Here is an 18,421-nt window from a genome sequence, read left to right on the forward strand (position 1 = left end):
AGCACTCAGTCGTCCAGAGTCGCCCGCCACGCGAAACCTGCGCATAGGCCTACCGCAATCAGCACCTTCATAACAGCATCGCCGCCGAACGCCAACCCCGCGCGAAAATGGCCAATCCCACAGCCGCCGCCCCACCGAACACGATCCATCGGAAGCGCAGCAAACCGCCCCTGAAGCTGGACCGATGGTCCAGCTTCAGGGGCGGTTCCTTTCCAGCCGTAGTGCTCCGTCAGCGACTCAACGCAAACGCGGCCCGCCGGTTCTGCTGATAGCACGTCTCATCCTGCGTGCTGCATACAGGTGTCTCCTTGCCATAGCTGACGATCCGCAAACGCTGCCCGGGAACTCCCAGACGCATCAGGCTATCCCGGGCGGCATTCGCTCGCTTCTCGCCAAGCGCTAGGTTGTACTCCGCGGATCCACGCTCGTCCGAATAGCCCGCGATAATCACGTTGATCGTAGGATGAGCCATCAGGTAGGCAGCCGCATGCTCCACCGCCTCTTGCGCATCGGGTCGGATCGTGTAGCTGTCGTAGTCGAACAGAGCGTCCGGAACGTTATCGTGAAACTCCTTGTCCTTCTTCATCTCTGCCGCCGTCGGCGCCGCCGCAGGCACAGGCGTGTCCACCACCGCGGGCTTCGGCGCATTGACACGGAACGCGACCTCGCAGCTCTGGTTCGTCGACGGACTCGAAGCCAGCGCCGCCGTTCCCGTAACCGTGTATTCCCCCGCCGGCAGACCCGTCGTATCGATGCTGATGCTCCGTCCGCCCCCCGTAACCGTGCCTCCGTTGGTTGACCACGAATAGACCACCTTCAACTGATCCGGCGTGGTCTTCGCATCACCCATGATCCGCAAAAGCTGTCCCGGTTCGATGTTGCCCGCATTGCCACTGCACGAAAACTCGATCTCGCTGGGACGCGGCGGTACCACCGGAGCGGGAGAAGACCACGCGTCCCGCGCGCCGAACTTCACCACAACTCCCACCCCAATCATCAGTTGGTTCTGCTCGTTGTCCGCGGCATTGGGAAATCCCGTTCGCAGATACTGCACATCCGGCACACGAACCGCAAACCGTCTCGTCAGATTGACATCCAGGCCCCCGCCCACGGACAGCGCGAAACTCGACGCGCTCGTCGTGTAGCTCGTCGCCGTCGGAAAGTAAGAGTCGCTTCCCTGCGCCTCGCCGAAAAGAACCTCACCATACGGTACAAAGCGATTCATGCGCAGTGAAACCTTCGGTCCTCCCATATAGGTCCTCAGCGTCAGATTCTGCCCAAGCGCACTGATCTTGTTCGCATGCCCGGTCGTAAACTCACCGGTCACCGCAAGCCAGTTCAGGAAGTTGTAGTCCGCCGAGACATAAGCGCCATTGAGGTTGAAGCACTCGCAACCGGATGGTGGAGCGTTCGCTTTGATAAAGTTGTAGCCCGCCGAGATCTCCACCCGTGGAGTCGCAAACCCTGAGCTCACCGGGATGGCCTGTGCGTTCAGAGCAGGGGCAACAGCGCCCGCCGCAAGAAGAACAAGAGCTACCTTCGACATACGCATCTTCCTATCTCCTTCCGGGCCCCATCCGGGGCCCGGTGTTGAGTTTTTTTTGAGCGACTTAGTACAACAGCACGACCGAAGGCGAGGTCGACAGCGCGCTCGTATCGAGAAGTACGAACCGTGTTGGCGAGATCGCGTAGATCACCGTGGAGGAGCCCAGCAGGTAGCGGCCCGCGGTTGCGTCGGTCAGGGTGTAGTTCTGCGTGCCGGTCACCCCGAGCTGAAGTATGTTGATCGTTCCCACACCGACGTTCAGATCGGTCGTGGTGGATGCGTGGCCCGCTCCGTCCGCGGTAAACGTACCGGAGCCGTCGATGCTCGCCACCGTACTCGCCGCCGTCGTGCCGTAGACGTACGTTCCATTCAGCGTGGAGAAGCTGAAGGGCGATCCCGTCTGCGGTTCGAAGTTGCCGAGACCAGCGTAGCCCGTCTCCAGGAAGTAGCCCCGGTTCGGTGCAACGAGGTAGAAGACGCGTGCCGGAGGAGGCGTATTGCCCAATCCAAGCAGGGTCAGAATGCCAGGCAGCAAGCCGCTCGGCGCAGGATAGTTGAGAACGCCTCTTCCATTGCTGCTTACCGTGCAGACGCTATTACCCGTCGACTGGTAGGTGCCCAGAAGTGCGTTGAGGATAGGAGCGCCGCTGCCCAGTCCGGTCAATCCATTCACCAGACCCGTCAGGCCGCCGATGTCGACGTTGGTCGTATTGCATGTCCCGGCCGCATCCGCCGTACCCCGGAAGATCGTGGATGTGGACAGGTTCAGCACATTCTGCAGCGTCGCGCCAACAAGACCCGGGTTCGTCGCGGAGTTCTCATACCCCACGTACGGCCCGCTCATCGAAGCGTTGCTGAAGGTTGTCGTCGTCTGCCGCTGCGCCGTACCGGCCAGCAGGATGTACGACGAGTGTTTGTCCGTGGAGAGGATAAAGGCCTGATCCGCTCCAACCAGGTACACCGCGTAGTCGGTCGGGTACACCCCTGCCGGTGTTCCCGTCGTCTGCATCGACATCTCCAGGCGGCCATTGCCATCGGCCGTCGTGTAGGTGCCGCTCAGCGACGAGTTGGCAAGGTTGGTCTGGGCGATATTCTCATCGCCCGTTCCACCGCTGATCGCGCCCGCGCCATCGGTTGAGAACTGACCGACCGAAGCAGCGGGACCGGCGAAGATCCCCACCGTGCAGGCCGGCAGGCAAGGCGAGTCACCGGAGAGCCCAAAGGCATAGCTGCCTGTCAGGCCAGCCGCGAAGGTCGTGGGCTGCTGCTGCAGCAGAGTCCCCGATCCCTTCGTGCCACTGAGGTTATTCGAGTCGAACTCGATCATGTCCGCCTTCGTCGCGACCGTCGCCGGAGCCACCGGAGCCTTCACCGAGATCGCATAGATCGCGGTGGAGCCAGTGGTGCCGTCGGCGTTCAGCGTCGTGATCGCCATCGTCCCGCGCTGGTCCGTACCGATGGTGTACGTGCCCACGAAGTTGCTGCTGCTGATCGTGTTACCCGTCGGATTCGACGTCTGATGATTCGAATCCAGTTCGCCCGCGCTGAGAACGCCCGTACCGTCAGCCGTAAAGCTGCCGACCGAAGCGGTCTTGTAAGCGAGCACGCCCGCCACCTCATCGTCGTAACCCTGGAAGAGGAAGGCATAGGGCCCCGTCAACTCAGGATCGTTCGGCGTGGTGGGATAGACGACCAGGAGAACAAGAGGCAGAGCTGCAGTCTGCGGTGTGGCTTCGCTATCCGTTGCCGTAACCGTAAAGCTGCTCGCCCCGGGAGCCGTCGGCGTGCCGCTCACGACACCTGCTGTCGAGAGCGTCAATCCGGCAGGCAGAGCGCCCGTCGTGACGGCGTACGTGTAGGGACCGATTCCACCCGAAGCATGCAGCGTCTGGTTATACGCAACGCCAATCGTTGCGTTCGGAAGCGATCCGGTAAAGGTCAGCGGCGGCACGGGAAGAACCGTGATCGCAACAGGCCCCGTTGTGGTCTTGACCGGTGTGCTGGCATCCGTCGCGGTGATCGAGACAGTGCTCACTCCAGCAGTCGTCGGGGTACCGGTGACCGTGCAGGCAGACCCAAGCGTCAGACCAGCCGGGAGCGTCCCCCCCGCCAGTGTGCAGCTATAAGGTGCCGTGCCATTGCTCACGCCGATCACTCCAACGTAGGGCGTAGCAACCGTGGCGTTCGCAGGCGAACTCAACGTCAGCGTGACAGCCGCCGCGTTCACCGTAATCGTCACGGGGCCCGAGCTGGTGGTCGCAGGACTGCTGGAGTCCGTCGCCTTCACGGTGATCGGGCTGCTTCCCGCCGTAGTCGGCGTTCCACTCACCACGCATCCCGCCCCAAGCGTCAGGCCGGTCGGCAGCGTCCCAGCGGTAATGGTGCAGGTATAGGGCGCGGTACCTCCCGTCACACCGATGGTGCCGGTGTAAGGAGTTCCCGCAGTAGCCGCTGGCGGAGACGTAATCGTCAGCGTCGGAGCCGCCGTGATCGTGATGCTGACCGGACCGCTCGTCGTCTGGCTTGGAGTGCCTGCATCCGTCGCCTTCACCGTCAGGTTCGACGTGCCGGCAACCGTAGGCGTTCCGCTCACCGAGCATCCTGCACCCAGCGTAAGCCCCGCAGGCAGCGTGCCCGCCGTGATCGAGCAGCTATACGGAGCAGTGCCGCCATTCACGCCGACCGTGGCCGTGTAGGGCGTTCCCACCACTCCATTCGGCAGCGTCGTCACAGCAAGCGTCAGCGCCGCAGGCAGGATTGTGATCGTCACCTGACCGCTCGCCGTCTGCACCGGATTGCCGGAGTCGGTCGCCTTCACCGTCATGGTCGAGAGACCGGCCGTCGTCGGCGTTCCACTCACCACGCATCCCGCTCCAAGCGTCAACCCGGCAGGCAGTGTCCCTGTCGTGATCGCGCAGGAGTACGGACCCGTTCCACCCAAGACGCCAATCGTGGACGAGTAAGGCGCACCCACCGTGCCATTCGGAAGCGCCCCAACCGTGACCGTCAAAGGCGACGCCACGATCGTGATGCTCACCGGCCCGGTAGCCGTCTGCATCGGGCTGCCCGCGTCGGTCACCCGTACCGTCAGGTTCGATGTACCCGCGGTCGTCGGCGTTCCGCTCACCAGGCATCCCGCTCCAAGCGAGAGCCCTGCTGGCAGCGTGCCCGCCATAATCGTGCAGCTGTACGGAGCCGTTCCGCCCGCCGCGCCAATCGTCTGCGCGTAGGCGACACCGACCGTTCCATTGGGCAGTGAAGAGACCGAGAGCGTCAGCGTAGCCGGTGCGACCACGATGCTCACCGTTCCCGTCGACGTCACCACCGGGCTTCCGGAGTCCGTCGCCTTCACCGTGATGGACGAGGTACCCGGCGTCGTCGGCGTTCCCGTAACCACGCAGTTCGTACCCAGCGTAAGACCGGCAGGAAGCGTACCCGACACCAGCGCGCAGGTGTAAGGAGCCGTTCCGCCCGTCACACCGATCGGACCGCTATACGGAGTACCCGCCGTAGCTCCCGGAGGCGAGGTGAGGGTCAACGTAGCCCCACCGCCCACCGTCACCGTCACAGGCCCCGTACCGCTGCCCTGTGGATGGCTGGAGTCCGTCGCCGTCACCGTCACCGAAGACGTGCCCGTAACCGTCGGCGTTCCCGAGATCACGCATCCCGCACCCAGCGTAAGTCCGGCAGGCAACGCGCCCGAACTGATCGAGCACGAGTACGGACCAGTTCCGCCCGTCACCGGAATCGTTCCCGTGTAAGGTGTGTTCAGGGTAGCCGCGGGTGGAGACGCCAGCATCAGCGTCGGCCCGGCTGCCTGCACCGTCACCGTGATCGGCCCTGTGCCTGTATTCACCGGATTGCTCGAATCGACCGCCTTCACTGTAATCGTCGAAGGCCCTGCGGTGGTCGGCGTACCGCTGATCACGCAACCCGCACCCAGCGTAAGTCCGGCCGGAAGCGTGCCCGCGGTGATCGTGCAGGTGTACGGCGGTGCGCCTCCCGAGACCGGAATCGGCCCGGTATACGGAGTGCCAACCGTCGCCGTCGGCGGCGAGCTGATGATGATGTTCGCCGGTGCAGGAACGATCGTGACCGTAACCGGCCCGCTCGCGGTCAGCATGGGGCTGCCCGCATCCGTCGCCTTCACGACCAGGTTCGACGTACCCGCCACCGTCGGCGTTCCACTCACCACGCAGCCTGCGCCAAGCGTAAGACCCGCAGGCAGCGCACCCGACGTGATCGAGCAGCTATACGGAGACGTTCCGCCCGCGACACCGATGGTCGCCGAGTAAGGCACAGCCACCGTTCCACCCGGCAGCGCACCCGTCGTAATCGAAAGCCCCGCTGGAGCGATCGTGATGCTCACCGGACCGCTTGTATTCAGCACAGGGTTGCTCGAGTCCGTAGCCCGCACCGTAAGGTTCGCAGTGCCCGCCGTGGTCGGTGTTCCGCTCACCACGCAACCCGCTCCCATCGACAGTCCGGCCGGCAACGTGCCGGACGTCACCGAGCAGCTGTACGGCCCAGTGCCGCCGCTCACGCCGACCGTCGCGCTGTACGCAACGGCAACCTGGCCGTTCGGCAGCGAGGCCACGGTAATCGCAAGCGGTGCCGGTGCAATCGTCAGACTCACCGGTCCACTCGTCGTCGCCGTGGGATTGGCCGAGTCCGTCGCCTTCACCGTAAGGTTCGCCGTGCCGGCGGCCGTAGGCGTTCCACTCACCACGCAACCGCCACCCAGCGAAAGTCCCGCGGGCAGTGTGCCCGAGGTGATCGTGCAGGTGTAAGGCGCAGTTCCGCCCGTCACGCCGATCGTCGACGAGTAAGGCGTTCCCACCGTGCCGTTCGGAAGCGAAGCAACACTGATCGTCAACGGGCTCGTCCCGCTCGCGATCACGATGCTGTAGGTTCCCGAAGCCTTCGCCCCGGTCGAATCCTGCGCCTGAACCGTGAACCCGGAGGTTCCCGCTGCGGTCGGTGTTCCGGAGACCACACCGGTCGACGCCGAAAGCGAAAGGCCCGAAGGCAACGCGCCGGAGGTCAAGCTGTACGTGTACGGTCCCGTGCCGCCCGCAGCCTGGAACGCCGTCGAGTAAGCCGTGCCCACCGTACCCGCGGTAGGATTGCCCGTCAACGAAAGCGCCGCGCCGCCGGCTGCAATCACAATCGTCCTCTGCGCCGTCGTCGTATACGGCACATCACTCGAGTCGGTGATCTGCGCCGTAAACGTGGACTCGCCCACCGTGGTGGGCGTGCCCGAAATCGTAGCGCTGGTCGCATTGAAACTCAGCCCCGCAGGCAAAGTCCCGCTTGCGATGCTCCATTTGAGCGCGCCCGTTCCGCCCGTCGCGCTCAGCGTCATGGAGTAGGCCGTACCCACGGTGCCGGAGGGCGCCGCACCTGTAATCACCGGATCCGGGTTCACCGTGATGCTCACGGACTGGGAGTTCGTCGTGCCCATCGTCGTGCCCGTCAACGTCAGCTTCAACGGCGACGTGATACCCGATGGTGCGCTATACACCACCGAGCCCGCCGAAGAAGACGCGACCGACCCACATCCCGTCGTGCAGGAGAGAGTCCATGTGATCGGATTCGTTCCCTGGATCGTCGCGTTGATCGTCTCCGATTGTCCAGCGTCAAGATTGACGGCGCTCGTGGAAAGCCCCGTGATCCCACCACCCGCATAGCCGCCTGAGCCGCAGCCCGCCAGCGTCATGCAGGCCACACACAGCATGATCCAGAGAAATCCGGGAACGCGGAACACACTCGTTGCCCGGAATGGTGACGTCGTGCAGGTTGGGGAGGATGAAGGCTGCGCAAGGTCGATCTCATGCCGTGAAGCAGGAGATCCCAAGACCGTATCTGAAGCCGCGTGTGTGAGGAACTGTCCCATGTGATGTTCACTCCGATTGCTCTAAAAAATGAATGGCTACCCAGGAAGGCCTCTCTCGAACTGGAGATCGGCAAACGAAGTCGCGAATGCAGAATGACCTGTGCCTGCCCTTGCGCGATAGAGGTCTTTGCCCTCAAAACCGAATAAAACGCGAGAACAATATCGTGTGTGATATCAGACCCCTCTCACGAAGCGCCTTGATCGTCGTCAAGTTTTCAAGCTCGAAATTGTCACGGTACGGAAGTAATCCAGGCCCTTGCCAAGCGACCACTCGCTGGTCAATACTCGGTCCGATCGACCCTTCAACAAGGTCGTCCAAACACCAAACCGAGAGGCTCACACATGGAACCGGAATTGAAACGGAAGCAGAGCTTTTTACTCCGTTTGCCTCTCTCCCTGCGAGAACAGGCAACACAGTTCGCGCAGGAAGAAGGCACATCGCTCAATCACTTCATCAGCCTCGCCGTGGCCGAGCGACTCAGCCGCATCGAGCAGAAGCGCGCCGTCCGGGTCAAGAGCCGCGAACTCATGCCATCCACCACCATGCCCAAGCTGCAGCCCCATCTCCACTAGCCGCATCAGGCTCCCAACATAAGCACACATCGATTCCGCTAAACTGGATCTTCCCCTCATGGGGGAAGGTTCTATGCCAGCCGAAATCATCCTCCAGCAAACTCCGGATGCAGCATCCCTCCTCGACAAGCGCGAGCAGCTTGCCGCAGTCCGCACCACGCTCGCCGAACGCGAGTCAGAGCTCGCTCAACTCCGCGCGCAACTCAAGACCTTCGAAGGCCGCTACCTCCGTCAGGTCGGCATCCTTTACGCCCAGCTCGACGAACTCGAAGCACGCATCGCGGAACGCGAAGTCGACCTCTACGACTCCGACTCCGCCCGCCGTCACGCCGAGGAAACCCGCCGCCAGGCGCAGGAGACTCACGACGCCGCCTTCGGATCAGCCCACGAAGCCGAGGAGTTCGATCCGCCCCCCAGTCTCAAGGCCCTCTTCCGGGACGTAGCGAAGCGCATCCACCCCGACTTCGCGCGCGACGATGCCGAACAGAAGCACTTCACGCTCCTCATGGCGCGCGCCAACCAGGCCTATAGCCGCGGCGATACCGAAACCCTCCAGCGCCTCCTCGACGATCACCGCGAGATCAACGCCTCCATCGCCGGCGAAGGCCCCACCGCGGAGCTCCTGCGCATCACCCGCCAGATCCAGCACGCCCAACGCGACATCGCCAACCTCGACGCCGAGCGTCACACCCTGCTCTCCAGCGAACTCGCCCAACTCCACCTCGACGCCGAAGCCGCCGCCCGCGAGCACCGCGATCTCCTCACCGAGCTCGCCGCCAGCCTCCGCGACCAGGTCGCCGACGCCCAGCGCCGCTTCGAGCTCATCGACCGCCAGATCGCCGCCCATGGACGATAAAGTCAGGACAGGTCTCCAGCACATCCCCACCGGAGCCGCCCTCTCGCTCCACGCCACGCGCACCGGCATCATCGCCCGCGGTCGCCGCGATGCCGCCAACGCAGCCTCCAACCCGCACTACCGTGAAGCCGTCGCCGCCTACAACATCGGCAACTTCCAGGAAGCCGCAGCCGCCTTCCAACGCGCCGCCGAGCAGGGCCACGCCGAGTCCCAGTACCTCCTCAGCACCCTCTACGACGCCGGTCAGGGCCTCCCGCAGGACGACGCTCAGTCCGCCCTCTGGGAGCGCAAAGCCGCCGAGCAAGGCCACGCCTACGCCCAGGCCAACCTCAGCTTCCGCTTCTACGCCGCCGGCAACTTTCCCGAAGCCTTCCTCTGGTGCCAGCGAGCCGCTCACAGCAACTTGGCCTGGGCTCAGTACAACCTCGGCCTCATGTATCGCAAAGGCGAGGGCGTCCCGCAGAGCAACGCCGAAGCCGCCCATTGGTATCGCGTCGCCGCCACCCAGAACTTCCCCGAAGCCCAGCAGAAACTCGCCGATCTCTACTACACCGGACAGGGCGTTCCACGCAGCCACACGCAGGCCGCCGCCTGGTACCGCAAGGCTGCCGACCAGGGCAACGCCGAAGCACAGTTCCAGCTCAGCCACCTCTACGCCACCGGACAGGGCGTGGAGCATGACTACACGCAATCCCGCCATTGGATTCGGCAGGCTGCCCTGCAAGGCCACGAACCGGCCATCCGCGAGCTCAAGCGTCGCGAGTACCGCGACCCGTAGCCTGTAAGTCAGGTGGCAACTTGAAACTTGCTCCGCTCCTGTTCCCAATCGGGAACGATCCGGGCGGTAATCGAAGCGAAAACAGACCACTTTTCCGACATCGTCCGAACCCAGCTTTTGGCCACATCTTCCATGCATTTGTCCATCGTGTACGGTCCAAAATCTTCCTGGTGAAACCTTGGGAAATTCGCATCACCGTCTCGTAACCTCCTTAGAAGTCCATGGTTGCGGCGACGCACCACAACCGGGCAAAACAGACCACTTTCAATACACAGTGGTCCGACCTCTACCACCCACAAATCCATCTTAGGAAGCGGGTGAAGCCGGATACGCTACTATCGTGGTGCTTGCACAACCTCACTTTTGAACCGTCTCACGCCCCCGGAGAAAACATGTCCCAGCACCTTTCCCGCCGCTCCTTCGCGCACCTTCTTGGCGCGTCGGTTGCCTCCGTGCCGCTCGCCGGCAATGCCCTGGCACAAGCCCCAACGCCCCACACATCCGGCCCACGCAGCTTCCCCGCGGGATTCCTCTGGGGCTCCGCCACGGCTTCTTATCAGGTCGAAGGCGCAGCAACTGAAGGTGGCCGTGGCCCCACCATCTGGGACACCTTCTCCCACACACCGGGAAAGACACACAACGGCGACACCGGCGACGTAGCCGATGACTTCTACCATCGCTACCCCGAAGACGTGAAGTTCATGCGCGGCCTCGGCCTCAAAACCTGCCGCTTCTCCATCGCGTGGAGCCGCATCTTCCCCAACGGGACCGGAGCCCCCAACCAGGCTGGCATCGACTTCTATCGCAGGCTCACGGAGACGCTGCTCGCCAATGGCATCGAGCCCTACGCCACGCTCTTTCATTGGGATCTGCCGCAGGCCTTGCAGGATAAGGGCGGCTGGGAGAACCGCGACACCGCCAAGGCCTTCGCGGACTACGCAGGCTTCATCGCCGGCAGGCTTTCAGGCACCGTCAGGAACATCATGACCACCAACGAAATCAGGAGCTTCACCGAGATCGGCTACGGCTCCGGAAGGCATGCTCCCGGTCTTCAGGTCGGCCGCAAACGCCTTGCGCAACTGACGCACCATGCCGTGCTGGCTCACGGACTGGCTGTCCGCGCCATCCGGGCCTCAGCGCCCAGGGCGAAGCTTGGCCTCGCGGAAAACTCCAGCGCCACCGTACCCGTCATCGAAGCGCCCGAGCATATCGCCGCCGCCAGAATCGCCATGCGCGAAGAGAACGCGCAGTACCTCGGCGTCATCCTCAGCGGAAAGTACACCGACCATTACCTCAGGAAGCTCGGAGCCGATGCCCCCCAGTTCACCGCGGAAGATCTCGCCGCCATCTCCTCGCCGATCGATTTCGTAGGCGTCAACGTCTACACGCCCGACTATGTGCGCGCCGCGGACAATGAGATTGGCTACGTCAGCGTGCCGCCGCCTGCGTCCTTCCCCCACATGCTCAGCCCCTGGCTGACCGTCGGCCCCGAAGCCCTCTACTGGGCGCCCCGGCTCATCCACGAGAACTGGCATCCCAAAGAGCAGTTCATCACGGAAAACGGCTGCTCCTCCACCGACCAGATGGCGCCGGACGGCGAGATCTACGATACGGACCGCGTCATGTACCTGCGGAACTACATCGCCAACATGCACCGCGCCGTCACCGAAGGCATCCCGATCAAGGGGTACTTCCTCTGGAGCCTGCTCGACAACTACGAGTGGGCGGACGGCTATGACAAACGTTTCGGCATCACCTATGTCGATTTCAAGACACAGAAGCGAACGCTCAAGCTCAGCGGTCATCTCTACAAGGAGATCATCGCCAGGAACAGCCTCATGTAGCTCGAGGCAAACTCCACAGGCCGTCCCTCACGTGCCGCAACCGTAAACTCCGGTTGCGGCACGCGCCATTTAAATCCTGGTCCAATGGCGATGAAATTTTTCGTAGAATACCTATTTACAAAATAGGTATTCTGCCATAACCTCCTGGGTATGGCGAAGAACCCCGAACATCGCGACCTCTTCCCCGGCGCGCTGGAGATCATGATCCTCCAGTCGCTACGGCTGCGTCCCATGCACGGCTATGGGCTGGTGAAACACATCAAGCAGGTGTCCGACAACCTCCTTCAGGTCGAGGAGGGCTCGCTCTACCCGGCCTTGCAACGCATGTTGAAGGAGGGCCTGCTGGAATCGGAGGCCGGAATCTCCGCCAAGGGCAGACCCACCCGGATCTATTCGCTCACCGATGCGGGTATTCGTCACCTCGAGAACGAAGTCGTCAGCTTCGAACGGATGTTTGCCGGTTTTACCCGCGTGCTCGCCGCCGCCAAAGCCTGGGAGGTGTGAAATGTCCCTGTTCAGCCGTCTGTTCTCCCGAGATCGCCGGTACGGCGACATTTCAATCTCCATCCAGGAACACCTCGACGAACGCATCGAGGAACTGATGGAAGAAGGCATCACACGCGAGGCCGCTGAGCGCATCGCACGCCTCGACTTCGGCAATGTCACCCTCCTGCAGGAACGAAGCCGTGAGGTGTGGCAGTGGCGAAGACTGGAAGCGCTACTGACGGACATAAAGCACGTCTTCCGGCGGCTGAAGCGCTCGCCGGGCTTCGCAATCACCGTAATCTTGACTCTGGCCATCGGGATCGGCGCGAATACGGCGGTCTTCAGCGTACTCAACAGCGTTCTGTTGCGGCCCCTCCCCTATCCCGAACCCGAGCAGTTGGTCGCGCTGCATCTCGACGCCCCGGGAGCCCCCGGGCTCACCGACTTCCGCAATGAGCTGCGCCTTTCAGCCTCCATGTATCTCACCTTCGCCGCGCATAACCGCGTCTTCCAATCGATCGGCGTATGGGAAGCCGGGTCGGCAAGCATCACCGGCTTCGCCCAGCCCGAACAGATCAACACGGCACTCGTCTCCAGCGGAGTCCTTGAAACGCTCCACGTACCCGCTCTCACCGGCCAATGGCTCACTGCGGCCGACCAGGATCCGCACGCCCTCGGGCGCGTGATGCTGAGCTACGGCTACTGGCAGCGCCGCTTCGGTGGAGATCCCGGCGTCGTTGGCCGGACCATCCAGGTCAACTCTCAGCCGCGCATCATCGCCGGGGTCATGCCCAGAGGCTTCAAGATCCTGAGTTACGACTTCGACCTCATGATTCCGCTGGGCCTCGATCCCGTCAAGCAGCAGCTGGCCGGGTTCGCATATCGCGGCATCGGGCGGCTCCGTCCTGGGGTCTCGCTCGCCCAGGCAAACGCGGACGTGGCGGATTTGCTGAACGTCTGGATGGACACCTGGACCAACGGCCCAGGCTCCGACCCGCATTTCTACCTGACGTGGAAGATCCGGCCGGCCTTGCAGCCGCTGAAGGATACCGTCGTGGGCAGCATCCGAACAGTGTTGTGGGTCGTCATGGGCACGATCGGCGTGGTCATGCTCATCGCCTGCACTAACGTGGCAAACCTGCTTCTGGTGCGCGCGGATGGACGCCAGCAGGAGCTTGCGGTGCGCTCAGCACTCGGCGCGGGCAGGTGGCGCATCGCCCGAGAACTTTTGCTGGAGAGTATGACGCTCGGCCTGCTGGGCGGAACGGCTGGCGTGGCCGTGGCCTTTGGCGGCCTGCGTCTGCTCACATCGATCGGGCCGGGTAACCTCCCGCGATTGAGTGAGATATCGCTCGATGGATGGTCTATCGGCTTCACCCTGGTCGTGTCCGTGCTCTCGGGGCTGTTCTTCGGAATCCCACCGGTGTTGCGTTACATGCCCTCGCAGCAGAGAGTTACCTTAATGGGTGCCATGAGGACGGCAAGTATGAGCCGCGAACGGCAGCGCGGCCGCAACCTGCTGGTGACTGCGCAGGTCGCGATGGCGCTCGTCCTGCTGATCGGAGCCGCACTCATGATCCGAACCTTCCTGGCGATGCGCAACGTCGATCCGGGCTTCACCGACCCGTCATCCCTCCAGGTCATGCGACTCACCATCCCAAAAACACTCGTCAGTGGTCCTACCACTGCCCTGCGAATGCAGAACAACATCCTGGAAAAACTCTCCACCCTCCCCACCGTCACCTCCGCCGGCTTCGTCGCTTCGGTTCCGCTGAGTGGAGCAGAGCCGGATTGGGACCAGATCCTGATCGAAGGTAAGAACTACGACAGTACGGACAGTCCTCCCATGCGCCTGTTCAACTACATCTCGCCCGGATACTTCCACACCGCAGGAACGCGGTTGGTGGCCGGACGAGACTTCACCTGGGCCGAGATTTACGGTATCCGGCATATCGGAATCGTCTCCGAAAGCCTTGCCCGGGAGTTGTGGGGATCGCCTCGCGAGGCGATCGGCAAGCGCTTCCACAAGTATCAGGACTCACCCTGGTATGAGGTGGTGGGTGTGGCGCAGGATGTGCGCGAAAACGGTGTCGATCAGGTATCTCCGGCGACGGTCTATTGGCCTTCCTTGAGTGGTGATGCCTCTGCCCCGGACAAACTGAGTGCGTGGCGCAACGTCTTCTTTGCCATCCGCAGCAATCGCGCTGGAACGCAGACCTTCATCAACGAGATGCAGCAGGCGGTATGGTCCGTCAATGCGAATCTGCCGGTCGCTAACATCAGCACGATGCAGGATATCTATGGGCAATCGATGGCGCGGACTTCGTTCACCCTGGTGATGTTGGGCATAGCCGGCATCATGGCGCTTGCCCTCGGCATTCTCGGAATCTATGGCGTAATCTCCTATGCAGTCTCGCAGCGCACACGCGAGATCGGCATCCGCATGGCGCTGGGCGCAAAGAAGACCGAACTGGTGTGGATGTTCGTCCGGTCGGCGATGGTGCTGACGGCAGTCGGCACGGTGGTCGGACTGGGTGCTTCGGCTGCGTTGATGCACCTACTGCGAACGCTGCTGTTCGGCATCAGCCCGTTGGATCCGGCAACATTCATCGCCGTGCCCGCCGCCCTGGTTGCGGCGGCTGCTTTGGCGAGCTATCTGCCGGCGCGAAGGACCTCTGCGATCGATCCGGTGGAAGCGCTACGCGCAGAGTAGAAAGACTGTTTTGCGTTCATACTATTTCAGGCGATAGACGGGTATACAGGCCTGACATTCCATGTGCCTAGTTCAAACGTGGCCTGGTATTCCTGTAGAAGCCTTCATCACACTCTTGCGAGATACGTCCCCCGCACGCCTTACAACCCAGGGAAGGCTCTCTAGAATGCGAGCTTTGCGGTAGAGACGGCGATCCCCCTTGCCAGAACCCAGCCAGGGGGATCGCAGCTTAGGACTTCCCCGCCCGGTCGCTATATTCCCAATCGTAGGGCACACCTGTCTTGCCGAGAATGAAGCCCACCAAATCGGCGAAGCCTGCTTCCGAACGAACATCGTTCGAAAGGATCAGGACACATCGCTGAGTAGCCTCAAGACACACCATTGTGTTGGCGGTCTTGCCGTCGTGGCCGCCTTTGAAAAAGCCAGTCCCTGCGGGCCGTCAAAGACGATGACACCCAGGCCGGCATAGAGATCTTTACGTTGCTGGCTGGCTGGTGCGTCGGGAGAGAAGAGTGGGAACTCGTTCGAGGTGGCAAGGTGCAACTGCGGCTTGGTCATCTCGGCGCGGGAAGCGGCACTCAAACCATCACCTCTCACAAGGGCAGCGGTAAACTTCGAGAGGTCGGAGATCGTCGTGTTCATAGAGCCTGCGACGCGCACTTTGCTGCACTTGTCGTGAGGCTCTGGCTGGCCTTGATCGTTCCATCCATCGGCATAGTTGTTGGTCTCACCGTTGCGGAAGAGCAGCCGCCAGCACCTCACCGGTAAGTCTCAAGAAATGCTCGTCATCTTCTGCCCAACCAACCGTGACCTTGTGCTCTTTCAACTCCTGCATAGTAACGGTCGAGACAGGAACTGTACTTGTGCCGTAGTTGTAGCCATCAATGCCCCCGTCTTTGAGTTGCTGGCGACTGAAATCCCTGCGCCCAGCGCCATGACTAACAATCCTCCAAGGATGCCAATCGCCGCCGACGCAAAGAAGCTAACATGCTCGATCTCGTAAAGGAACGCATCCCCGACCAAGAAGACCGCCGCTCCAGCCCACAGCAATAGACGGGAACATGCCTGGATTATCTTCTGAAGAGTTGGCTGTTTGATATCGGTCATCAGAAATTAGCCCCGATAGCACACCCAGCATGCACGGTGAGTTGGCCAGCCATCGCTGCCGCCGAGACCGGAGCCAAAACCTCTTCCGCTACCACATGGATGCCGTTGGCAATTTCGCCACCCATCACTCCAATTGCGGTGCCAGCCCAGTTCTTACCTGCGGCAGTCATCCCTTTGAAGATGGCAAACTTGGCTAGACCACCACCAACATCCTCCGCAATGCTGCCCTTCCATTCAGGACCGATGCCCGGAATCATAGATAACGGACTGAAGAAGTTGTAGAACTTACCGTCAGGCGTGCTGTTGATCTTGTCCAGACAAGCTTTGTTCTTTTGACTCCAAGTCGGCCCGTTATTTGGGGCATGAAGCCATAACCGGAGACCACAGATAGGACTTCCGTAACCGATTACGCGATTCTTGCAGGTTTTGACGTGAGCCAAAAGTAAGCATAGTCAACACAGTAGTCCGCCAGAGCAGTCGGCACAAACAGACCTCCTAAGAGATGGACTTGACGTAGAGGGTTCGCCACCACAATTAAGACGTGGAGCGCCACTAGTATTGCTGTGGATGGTCCTATTATTCTGATGATCCGCTTTTCCCCGCAAGCATATAAAGCATTGAGTAGTGCGGTACAAAATGCCCACACCAAGGTTCCGCGAGACAAATCGCCTGATATAGCAAAAGGAACGAACAACGGCAATCCAAGCGCAATAAAGACTAGTGCTTGTACTGCATATGGGAGCTTGTCGAAATGACTGCGATCAAGGGTTATCATGGCGTGCTCCTGCAAGTGGAATAGGCGGAATATGCCGAAGAAACGTCCAGCACTGTAGAAGCAACAGCTCCAAAAATTCCTATACGACCTAAACCCTTGGCAAATGCTCCCCCTCTCGAATAAATGCGCCCACCTCTAGACCATGAGTCACGATACCGGTCGCACCAACCGTTTGACTTGCCAAACCTACCCCAACTCCTGTCCAGTCAGTATGTTGGATTGAATTCGCAGTAGCTAACACGCTCGCCGCTTGCCCTACAGCCAAGGCGGTAAGAGAAGCGGGGTTCGCAATCGCGACGCCGATGGCAACATCTCCAACCAGATCCAGAGCGAGAGCTGTACCTCTACCGTCAGAAAACGCTTCGCCTAAACAATTTTTTGGTTTGGTATTACTTGGGGCGGGTGTACTGACACCGCCACAGATACCAATGCCCGATCCACACGGAATATTGAAGTTCATTGATGCATAATTCATAGCAATCGATGACATTCCATCTCGGTCGAGTCCAGGACCCGCATCAGCGACTGCCCATGCGCCGCTGCTGACGCCTGTCGACCCGCCATTATACGAAAGCCCCGCGAGATAGGTACTTCCGCTATTGAGCTGAGTTGTTCCGGGTATACCGCCTTGCGCTGCGGCAACGCCCGGAATTCCCCCATGGGGAGGGCCGTATCCTCCGCCCCCACCAAATAGGTCACCGAACCAATTGCCGATGTCGTCGAACCAAGTGCTGGGGTCGTACCAACTTCCGTCATCATCATCATCGCCACCATTATAAGAGAGAGATCCATCATCCTGGATGTAGTAAAAGTCGAGGCCGTTTTCAGCGTGCCATTCGGGGAATGGGGTTCGGATTTGCTGACGCGATAAAAGCGCGTCTGGCAATTCGTCGAAACGAGGCCGTAAGGTATCCATAAACGTTGTGCAAGGAATTCTCAGAATGCATTTCCTGGAAGGGCTTCCGAAGCATTCCGCATGTCGAATGAGGTTACCTTCCGCCGAACATCGTCGCGAAACTGCTGTTCGGACCAATGAGGTATTCGGAGCTTGATAGTCATGCGAACCAACTCAGCGAGTGACTCTGCTCGGGTCTTCCGCATGATCTGACTGCGGTGAATTTGTAACGTGACTTCAGAGATGCCCAGGACAAATGCGGCCTGTTTGTTAAGAAGACCTCCCACGACGAGGGGCAGCACCTCGCGCTCTCGGGGAGTCAACAAAGAGAAACGCTCTCGTAGTTCCGCATTCTCGGCTCGCCTGCGGCGTTGCTTGCGGTCGTGGATAAGCGCTTCCTGGACTGCGGCAACCAGCGCTTCGAGATCGACAGGTTTAATGAGGAATTCGATTGCACCGTCTTTCATCGCCCTAACGGTGGATGCGATGTCCTTGTGGTCGCTGATGAAGATAACTGGTGGATTTCCTTTCGGAGCGAGGCGGCGCTGCAACTCAAAGCCGCTCATGTCGGGCAGGTGGGTGTTAAGGACCAGACAGGCGGCCGATTCCTGACCAACGAAGTTAAGGTAATCGGAGCCGGACGTGAAGGCGGCGACCTTTGTACCAAGGGCCGCAAAGTATGTGGCAATCTTCACCCTGATTTGCGGATCTTCATCGATGAGATAAATGACGTCGCAGGGCGCTTCATGGCGCCGAGAATCAAACGCAAAAGAGTGGGAACGATTACGATAGTCGCCGGATTCGATTCTTATATCAGAGTTGCGTTCGAGGATTTGCATGGGAGACCGGCCTTTCGAACGAATAGGGAAACCAGCGCTCAGTTGCTGTTGAAGCAAGTATCCCCATCGCTGGCTTGAGGTGTAATCCCCGTTCGGGCTCAATTTCGATACTC

12 protein-coding genes are annotated in these 18,421 nt (G+C 61.0%); 6 read left to right on the forward strand and 6 right to left on the reverse strand.

Annotated elements, in window-relative coordinates:
• Positions 1 to 229 precede the first annotated feature (229 nt).
• A complete protein-coding gene (locus BM400_RS22155) occupies positions 230 to 1,552 on the reverse strand; it encodes an OmpA family protein (RefSeq protein WP_175529086.1) in 1,323 nt (440 codons plus the stop codon).
• Between the two features lie 58 nt (positions 1,553 to 1,610).
• Positions 1,611 to 7,313 carry a beta strand repeat-containing protein gene (locus tag BM400_RS16900; protein ID WP_175529087.1) on the reverse strand — a complete coding sequence of 1,901 codons (5,703 nt, stop codon included), beginning with the start codon at positions 7,311 to 7,313 and terminating at the stop codon, positions 1,611 to 1,613.
• A gap of 471 nt (positions 7,314 to 7,784) precedes the next feature.
• Between BM400_RS16900 and BM400_RS16905 the strand changes: the two genes are divergently transcribed.
• The 6 genes from BM400_RS16905 to BM400_RS16930 all read left to right on the forward strand — a co-directional run bounded on the left by BM400_RS16905 (position 7,785) and on the right by BM400_RS16930 (position 14,692).
• Entirely contained in the window at positions 7,785 to 8,015 is a 231-nt protein-coding gene (locus BM400_RS16905) for a toxin-antitoxin system HicB family antitoxin (RefSeq protein ID WP_089840951.1), read from the forward strand.
• Between the two features lie 73 nt (positions 8,016 to 8,088).
• Positions 8,089 to 8,871 (forward strand): coiled-coil domain-containing protein, encoded by a 783-nt coding sequence (locus BM400_RS16910; RefSeq protein WP_089840953.1) that lies wholly within the window; start codon positions 8,089 to 8,091, stop codon positions 8,869 to 8,871.
• Complete coding sequence (locus BM400_RS16915) at positions 8,861 to 9,649, forward strand: tetratricopeptide repeat protein (RefSeq protein ID WP_089840955.1); 789 nt, start codon at positions 8,861 to 8,863, stop codon at positions 9,647 to 9,649. Before BM400_RS16910 ends, BM400_RS16915 begins: the two co-directional genes overlap by 11 nt.
• A 392-nt stretch (positions 9,650 to 10,041) precedes the next feature.
• Positions 10,042 to 11,493 carry a GH1 family beta-glucosidase gene (locus BM400_RS16920; RefSeq protein WP_089840957.1) on the forward strand — a complete coding sequence of 484 codons (1,452 nt, stop codon included), beginning with the start codon at positions 10,042 to 10,044 and terminating at the stop codon, positions 11,491 to 11,493.
• A 150-nt stretch (positions 11,494 to 11,643) separates the two neighbouring features.
• Positions 11,644 to 11,997, forward strand: coding sequence for a PadR family transcriptional regulator (locus BM400_RS16925; RefSeq protein WP_089840959.1), 354 nt, complete (start codon positions 11,644 to 11,646; stop codon positions 11,995 to 11,997).
• A gap of 1 nt (position 11,998) precedes the next feature.
• On the forward strand, positions 11,999 to 14,692 hold the full coding sequence (locus tag BM400_RS16930) for an ABC transporter permease (protein WP_089840961.1): 2,694 nt from the start codon (positions 11,999 to 12,001) through the stop codon (positions 14,690 to 14,692).
• Positions 14,693 to 15,037: 345 nt separating this feature from the next.
• Here BM400_RS16930 and BM400_RS22160 read toward each other — a convergent pair whose 3' ends face one another.
• The 4 genes from BM400_RS22160 to BM400_RS16955 form a co-directional block, all read right to left on the reverse strand.
• Entirely contained in the window at positions 15,038 to 15,334 is a 297-nt protein-coding gene (locus BM400_RS22160) for a hypothetical protein (protein ID WP_175529088.1), read from the reverse strand.
• 464 nt (positions 15,335 to 15,798) lie between these two features.
• The gene (locus BM400_RS21775; protein WP_141223984.1) at positions 15,799 to 16,239 is read right to left on the reverse strand and encodes a hypothetical protein; all 441 of its coding nucleotides are present in this window, start codon (positions 16,237 to 16,239) and stop codon (positions 15,799 to 15,801) included.
• Positions 16,240 to 16,662: 423 nt separating this feature from the next.
• Entirely contained in the window at positions 16,663 to 17,490 is an 828-nt protein-coding gene (locus BM400_RS21780; RefSeq protein ID WP_141223985.1) for a hypothetical protein, read from the reverse strand.
• Positions 17,491 to 17,510: 20 nt separating this feature from the next.
• Positions 17,511 to 18,308, reverse strand: coding sequence for a response regulator transcription factor (locus BM400_RS16955; RefSeq protein WP_089840969.1), 798 nt, complete (start codon positions 18,306 to 18,308; stop codon positions 17,511 to 17,513).
• Positions 18,309 to 18,421: the final 113 nt, after the last annotated feature.

This window comes from Granulicella pectinivorans (genome assembly GCF_900114625.1).
In the GTDB taxonomy this organism is placed as follows: Bacteria; Acidobacteriota; Terriglobia; order Terriglobales; family Acidobacteriaceae; genus Edaphobacter; species Edaphobacter pectinivorans.

Excerpts from the sequence above, each read along its gene's own strand:
- BM400_RS16925 (WP_089840959.1), top strand. The coding sequence starts at position 11,644 with ATGGCGAAGAACCCCGAACATCGCGACCTCTTCCCCGGCGCGCTGGAG.
- BM400_RS16920 (WP_089840957.1), top strand. The coding sequence starts at position 10,042 with ATGTCCCAGCACCTTTCCCGCCGCTCCTTCGCGCACCTTCTTGGCGCG.
- BM400_RS16910 (WP_089840953.1), top strand. The coding sequence starts at position 8,089 with ATGCCAGCCGAAATCATCCTCCAGCAAACTCCGGATGCAGCATCCCTC.
- BM400_RS16955 (WP_089840969.1), bottom strand. The coding sequence starts at position 18,308 with ATGCAAATCCTCGAACGCAACTCTGATATAAGAATCGAATCCGGCGAC.
- BM400_RS21780 (WP_141223985.1), bottom strand. The coding sequence starts at position 17,490 with ATGGATACCTTACGGCCTCGTTTCGACGAATTGCCAGACGCGCTTTTA.
- BM400_RS16915 (WP_089840955.1), top strand. The coding sequence starts at position 8,861 with ATGGACGATAAAGTCAGGACAGGTCTCCAGCACATCCCCACCGGAGCC.
- BM400_RS16930 (WP_089840961.1), top strand. The coding sequence starts at position 11,999 with ATGTCCCTGTTCAGCCGTCTGTTCTCCCGAGATCGCCGGTACGGCGAC.
- BM400_RS22160 (WP_175529088.1), bottom strand. The coding sequence starts at position 15,334 with ATGAACACGACGATCTCCGACCTCTCGAAGTTTACCGCTGCCCTTGTG.
- BM400_RS22155 (WP_175529086.1), bottom strand. The coding sequence starts at position 1,552 with ATGCGTATGTCGAAGGTAGCTCTTGTTCTTCTTGCGGCGGGCGCTGTT.
- BM400_RS16905 (WP_089840951.1), top strand. The coding sequence starts at position 7,785 with ATGGAACCGGAATTGAAACGGAAGCAGAGCTTTTTACTCCGTTTGCCT.